4 protein-coding genes are annotated in these 4,942 nt (G+C 71.6%); 1 reads left to right on the top strand and 3 read right to left on the bottom strand.

Annotation, left to right across the window (positions count from 1 at the left end):
* Positions 1-117: 117 nt before the first annotated feature.
* The 3 genes from ABD308_RS20100 to ABD308_RS20090 form a co-directional block, all read right to left on the bottom strand.
* Positions 118-627 carry a hypothetical protein gene (locus tag ABD308_RS20100; protein WP_344337204.1) on the bottom strand — a complete coding sequence of 170 codons (510 nt, stop codon included), beginning with the start codon at positions 625-627 and terminating at the stop codon, positions 118-120.
* Between the two features lie 200 nt (positions 628-827).
* Positions 828-2,087 (bottom strand): putative PEP-binding protein, encoded by a 1,260-nt coding sequence (locus ABD308_RS20095; protein WP_344337202.1) that lies wholly within the window; start codon positions 2,085-2,087, stop codon positions 828-830.
* Positions 2,088-3,974, bottom strand: a complete 1,887-nt coding sequence (locus tag ABD308_RS20090) for an FAD/NAD(P)-binding protein (RefSeq protein WP_344337200.1) — start codon at positions 3,972-3,974, stop codon at positions 2,088-2,090. It abuts the gene before it with no gap.
* A gap of 521 nt (positions 3,975-4,495) precedes the next feature.
* Between ABD308_RS20090 and ABD308_RS20085 the strand changes: the two genes are divergently transcribed.
* Entirely contained in the window at positions 4,496-4,879 is a 384-nt protein-coding gene (locus ABD308_RS20085; protein ID WP_344337198.1) for a hypothetical protein, read from the top strand.
* Positions 4,880-4,942: the final 63 nt, after the last annotated feature.

Raw genomic sequence — 4,942 nt, 5'->3', positions numbered from 1 at the left:
TCGCCAGCCGGACCGGCTGGCGAGCGCTGATCCAGAGCAGCCCGGCGAGCAGCAGCACCACGGCACCGACGCCGACGGCGAGGGCGCGGCGGAAGGACTGCGGCGATCCGGTAGCACTCACGCGGTCGCCGCGGCCTCGTGATGATGGACGGCGTGCTTACAGCTGCACGTCATCTCGGACAGTTCGTCGCGGCTGGGCCGCAGGTGGTAGTACATGCCGATCACCATCGGGATGAAGACGACGGTGTTGTAGAAGAGGTGCAGCTCGACCCGGGGGAACACCAGCTGCAGGATCGAGACCGGCGCCGTCTTTCCGAACAGGAAGCTCCCGGTCTGCGCCTGCAGCAGCAGGAGCAGGTGCTCGATGTGGTGCCAGAACTGGATCACCAGCGCCACCGTCCACCAGGTGCGGCCGCGCCCGACGAACCCGGGGCGCAGCAGGAACAGCCCGATGAGCATCACCAGGGCGTAGCTGTAGTGCATCCACTCCGACTTCACCAGCCAGGGGAACTGGTAGCCGAGCAGGCCCTTGGACTTCGGCACCGACCAGCCGAGGCCCCAGATCTGGTACGCCTGCGTGATGTGCTCGGCCCAGTGGGCGAGCACCACCACCATGAAGAGGTTCATGGCGGCGCGGTGCGATCCGTGGTTCAGGCGGCCGAGCAGCGCTCTCAGGCCAGGATTCGACGGTGCGGTGGACGTCGTCATCGGTCCGGTCTCCTACGGGGAAGGAAGGCAGGGAGCTCTCGCGGCACTCAGGAGGGCATGGCGGCGAGGCGTGCCCTAGAGTGATGGCCTCCCACCGGTGGGGGCTTCTCCCAACGTGCTCAGTTTTTCCGGTCGAAACGCTTGACTCCGGACACCGCGGCCTCGGACTGGAGGACCTCGGCCAGTTCGGCCGTGCACATCATGTAGCCGTCGGGGGTGGGGAGTTCGGAGAGGTAGTGGGCGAGGTCGGTGCCGAGGGAGAAGACCCGGACCGGGATACCGGCGGCACGGCCGGCTTCGACGACCCGGCGGACGCCGTCGAGGACGGCGGGATGACGGGTCTGGTAGGAGTCGGCGACGAGGTGGTTGCCGCGATCGGCGGCCAGGTAGAACTGGACCAGGTCCTTGACCCCGACGAAGAGCTCGCTCGCGCCGGCGGCGCAGATCTGCGGGGTGGCGTGGACCGCGGCCGGGGTCTCGATGAACGCGGAGAGCGGGACGGTGCCGGGGAGTTCGAGGTGGGCTCGGAGCTGGGCGTACTCGTCGGCGTCGTTCAGGAAGGGGACGGAGAGGTGGATGCGCGCCGCCTGGTCGCCGAGCCGGGTGCGCAGCGTGTCGAGCACCGTGTGCAGGGCGTCCCGGTAGGGGGCTGAGCCGAGCAGCCACCGGGCGCCGTGCAGGCCCAGTTCGGGGTTGGGTTCGACGGCGACGGCGGACTGCTCGGTGACGCTGGCGGCGTGGTCGGAGCGCAGGTCGAGCAGGCGCAGGACGAGGCGCTGGTCGGGGAGGAGTTCTTCGACGAAGGCTTCGAGGCGCTCGGCGATGGCCCGCCCGTAGCGGGCGATCTCCTCGGACCCGCCGTCGAGGGCGTCGAACGGGCTGAGCCCGGCGGCCAGGCAGAGGAACTCCTCCCGGATGAAGAAGGAGTCGACGCGCTTGGCGTTCGGCCCGCAGGAGTTGACGGTCCGGATGTCCTGGAAGTCGGCGATGACCGCGCAGGCGGCGCCGAGGTGTTCGGCGGTGGGGGCGCCGGTGCCCGGCGCGGGGGCGGGCCCCGCGGCCGGGTCGGGTTCGAGCAGGATCGCGCCGTTCTCCAGGTCGAGGGTGACCGTGCCGACCAGGTCGGCGAGGTCGGCTTCGTCGACCCTGAGCACCGGGATGCCGCGGCCGCGGCAGAGGGACTGCATGTGGCCGGTCTGCCCGCCTCCGCCGCAGACCACGGCGTCGGCCGCGACGATGGCGTCGTACAGGCCCGCCTCCAGATGGGGGGCGATCAGGATGGATCCCGCCTGCGGGCGCCCGGTGCGGTTGCAGGTGCCGCGAAGGGTCGCTCGGGTGCCACCGGTGAGCATGAAGCCCTGGATCCGTCGCCCGTTCAATTAGTCCTCCATGTCCTCGTAGGTGTCCGCGCTGTCCGGGATCCCCAGGTGATGCCGCAGTTGGCGTGGAGTCACGGAGACGTCGGTGAGTCTCCGGACGGCGGACCGGCTGACGGCCGCCTGGAGTCGGCGGCGTCCGGGACCGTCCGGGGCGGCGGGGAAGCCGATCAGGGCGTCCAATCGGGCGTCGATACGCTCCCGTTGGGCGCGGGCGCTGGTCGCCATCCTCCTCACCTCCAGGTTCACAGCCTGCTCGAACGCGGGACCGGCGGCTTCCTCGAACGTGCCGTCGGAGGTACCGGATCCGGCCAAGTCGCGGGCCCGTCCGGAATCCGGGTCGGCGGGCCGGCCGGGAGCGGGGGCGGAGGGGGGGCCGGACAGCTCCAGTTGCTCGATGACGTGGGCCGCGACCGCGATGGAGTGGTTCTTGATGGCGGCGAGGTTGAAGGCGAAGGCGCCGGTGCGGCCGTTGCGCACGATCTCGTCGCCCTCGCGCAGCGGGCCGACGGCGGTGAGCGGGCCGCTGGGCCGACCGGAGGGATCGAGCAGGACGCCGCGGTGGTCGACGTCGAGACCACGGCCGGTGCGCCCGTGCGGAGTGGCCAGGCCACGGCGCAGCAGATTGTGCCAGAGCGGTTCCCCGACCCGCCGGTAGTCGGTCTCGCGGCCGAAGTTGGAGACCACCAGGTCCGCCTCGACGGCCAGCTTCTCGTCGGCGGTGGCGACGGTGACCTCCAGCCGGCCGGTCCCGGTGGGGGTGATCGACTGGACGGCGCCGACCAGCAGCCGGACCGGGCCTGAAAGCATCGCCTGCTCGATGACCTCGATGGTGTACCGCACCGCGCCGACTCGCAGGGCGGCGACGGCGGTGCCGAACTCGTCGAGCAGGGAACGCAGTTCGGATGACGGGATTCGTTCGATGGCGGCGGGGAGGTGCGGCTCCCAGGCCTTGGCGACCCGTTCGGCGACCACCTCGGGGGCGATGTCCGGACGGTCGCGGGCGACGGTCGCGCAGGCCGCCGTCCACTCGGTCCGGACCCGTTCGAGGAACTCCTCGCGGTCGCGGTAGGCGTCCAGCAGTGTGCTGGGACAGTCGAGTCGCACGACACCGTGCTCATGGGTGCCCGGATAGGCGCGGAACATCGTCCCGGTGCGGGAGACCAGCCGGATGGTCCCGGTGTGGCCCCGGCGCAGCAGCAGGCCCGCCGAGTCGTAGGCGCTGAGCACCGAGCCGACGACGACCACCTCGGCCTCGGGCGGCAGCGCCTCCAGCTTGCTCACGCCGTCGGCCGAGTAGGGGTGGCGGACGAACCGCGGGTGCTCCAGCACCTCGGTGGCGAAGGGCAGGTCCTTCAGCTCCAGGCCGGTGGCGAGCACCACGTGCGCGGCGGGGAGCACCTTCTCCGCACCACCCTCCTGCCTGACCGTCAGGTCGACGCCGGTGGAGGAGGGTTCGAGGTCGACGGCCTCCCCGTCGGCCTCGGTGAGCACGACGCCCGGATAGGCCTCCCGGGCGGCCTCGGCGAGCCGCTGCTCCAGGTAGTCCTGGAAGATCCGCCGGGGCGCCGGACCCGGCTCGGTGAACTCGTGGTCGGCCCACCGCGCGGGCCAGTCGCCGCGATCGGCCTCCCGGTTGGCCCAGTGGACGAAGTCGAGGACGTCCTCCCTGAACACCGACATCCGCCCGGCCTGGATGTTGAAGACGTGGTCCCAGGGGTTGCCGTCCCGGTGGTAGGCGACCCCGGCGGAGCGGTAGTCGGCGCGCCGCTCCAGCAGGACGATCTCGACCGGGAGGCGGGCGAAGCGGAGCATTCTGATGGCGGTGGCGGTGCCGGCCAGGCCTGCGCCCACCACGACGATCCTGGGGCGGGTCCCTGCTTGACTCATGCTGAAGCCTCTCGGTCACGGGGCGGGATTCCGGGGCCCGCCGCCGTCCACCATGGCGGGCCCGGCTACTGCAAGAGGGGGTCCGAAGGCCGTCCTCGGACCGGGCCGGGCGACGGGTGCCGATCCGGACGGCCTCTCCCCGCATGGTGCTGGACGGGGCGGGGGTGCCGCGGTGGATATCTGAGTTGACGTCACAATCGTTATTCGGCACGGGTCCCGCGCGGGCGTCCGCCGAGGTGGGTGGCGCGCCGGACCGCGCCTGAAGGCCGGACGGCCCGGACGATCGCCGTGAGGCCGCGGGCCGCCTCCGCCCCCTCGGGCCCGCGGGCGGAGCCGATGAATCGGCGAAGAATCGTTGAAAATGTGATCTTCTGGTGTGAATATGCCAATGGCACGTGCATCGCACGAATCCGGCATTACCCTTCCGTGTCGGACATGCCACCACTCGCGGCATTCCCGCCGGCGCGCGGAAACCCTCCCCGCCGCGTCGCCCCTCCCCCGAATCCTCCGAAGGAGCCCGAGTGCCGGGTATCGACGAGTGCCTGACCCGGGCGATGGCGATCGCCGGGGCCCGTGCCGCGAGTCTGATCGACTGGAGCAGCGGGCTCGCCCTGGGAAGTGCCGGCGTCAGTCCGACCGGCGACCACGACACCACGGCCGCCGAAGCGACCGACCTGGTGCGGGCGGCGGTCGAGGCCGCGACCTTCACCGCCGCGGAGGACCGCGAGACGCCGGTGCAGGACATCATCCTGACCACCGACCGCGGTTACCACCTGCTCTGCTTCATCGACACCGTCTTCGACAGCCGGCTCGTCCTGCACCTCTGGCTCGACCGCGCCGAGGGCAACCTCGCCGCCGCCCGCTTCCGCCTCCAGGCGCTCACCAGGGACCTGGTGCTCGGATGACCGACACCCTCCTGAGCGACCGGCAGGACGGTGCGCGAACCGCCGCCGGCGCGGGCCCGGCCG

Source organism: Kitasatospora putterlickiae (assembly GCF_039527695.1).
GTDB classification, from domain to species: domain Bacteria; phylum Actinomycetota; class Actinomycetes; order Streptomycetales; family Streptomycetaceae; genus Kitasatospora; species Kitasatospora putterlickiae.
The sequence above is the reverse complement of the archived record's forward strand: the minus strand, read 5'-3'. Positions and strand labels throughout refer to the sequence as shown.

Coding starts and splice junctions, on each gene's coding strand:
- ABD308_RS20100 (WP_344337204.1), bottom strand. CDS start 627: ATGAACCTCTTCATGGTGGTGGTGCTCGCCCACTGGGCCGAGCACATC.
- ABD308_RS20090 (WP_344337200.1), bottom strand. CDS start 3,974: ATGAGTCAAGCAGGGACCCGCCCCAGGATCGTCGTGGTGGGCGCAGGC.